The 1,170-nt window shown below is 36.1% G+C and carries 2 protein-coding genes; both read left to right on the forward strand.

Annotation, left to right across the window (positions count from 1 at the left end; genetic code table 11):
* Nucleotides 1-92: 92 nt before the first annotated feature.
* Nucleotides 93-761, forward strand: coding sequence for an HD-GYP domain-containing protein (locus tag DWZ60_RS16945; protein WP_243038390.1), 669 nt, complete (start codon nucleotides 93-95; stop codon nucleotides 759-761).
* Nucleotides 758-1,170, forward strand: a 413-nt coding sequence (locus DWZ60_RS16950) for a hypothetical protein (protein ID WP_147397777.1), incomplete at its 3' end; no start/stop codon positions are given. The genes DWZ60_RS16945 and DWZ60_RS16950, both read left to right, overlap by 4 nt.

A 1,170-nucleotide genomic window follows, 5' to 3' on the forward strand; every position in this document is an offset into this window, starting at 1 on the left:
GGATGGAAGCAAAAAATATATAGATACAAATGAGAATACTGCAATTATCACCTTACTATAATGAGAAGATTGTCCAGAACACGGTTATAAAGATGGAAAGAGAACTCATAAAAAAAGAACAGGATATGGCAAAGCAGTATTGGGATATGGTATCGCTTTTAACTACTGTATTGAATCATAATCAGATAGTTGAATCAGGGTATCAAGATGATATCAGTTTCTATACGAAACAGGTATATCTTCAATTGCAGAAGAATTATCCGGAATACGGAATTACGGATGAAGAAATTGCTTCAGTAGCCCATTTGGCACCGATTCATGATATTGGAAAGATAAAAGTACCAATTGAAATTTTGAATAAAAATGGAAAGTTGACAGATGAAGAAATGAATGTAGTAAAACAACATCCATTAGTAGGTGCAGCGATGACCCAGAGATTCCCAAAAGGAGTAATAACGGAAAAGCTGAACCAATATAGTTATGAAATATGCAGACACCACCATGAAAGATATGATGGATCAGGATATCCGGATGGTTTAAAAGGAAATGCGATTCCAATGTGTGCACAGGTCGTTGGGATTGTCGATGCTTACGATGCATTGATCAATGATCGTCCATACAAAAGAAAATATGAACCGGAAGAAGCAATACGGATGATTTCAAATGGTGAATGCGGAGTGTTTTCTGAAAAACTGATTCAGTGCTTGACGGCGGCAGCAAAGCAGCCAGAGTGGTTAAAAGTAACAAAAAGTCAAGCATGACAGAAGATTTGAGGCGATTTTATGAACAAGAAATTGAGTGTTTTAGACGAATTACAGCAGTTGTTCTGTGTGTTACATTATTATCTTCGCAAGTCGTAGTTGCGAATGCTGAAGATTCAGAAAGAATGAATGTGCAGACCAATAGTGAAATTACAGATATATCGGAACAGGATGGTTTCAGCAGTGATACATCTGAAATATCTGATATCACGGAAAGTGATATTCCTGATTCTTTTGAAGGAGAATCAGAGCCAAATACAGATATAAGTTCTGAAGTAACAGAGGAATTTGGTAATTCCAAAGATCAAGGATTTACAGATGGAGAAGAAACAATTATCGAGGATGAAAACACCTCAGATACTTTGGAAGAAGCAAATCCAGATTATGAAGATGGAAAAATATGTATCTA

Origin of the sequence: Blautia sp. AF34-10 (genome assembly GCF_003477865.1) — a bacterium.
In the GTDB taxonomy this organism is placed as follows: domain Bacteria; phylum Bacillota; class Clostridia; order Lachnospirales; family Lachnospiraceae; genus Fusicatenibacter; species Fusicatenibacter saccharivorans.

What these genes read in the sequence shown, in the direction of transcription:
- DWZ60_RS16945 (WP_243038390.1), top strand. Translation starts at nt 93, where the DNA reads ATGGAAAGAGAACTCATAAAAAAAGAACAGGATATGGCAAAGCAGTAT.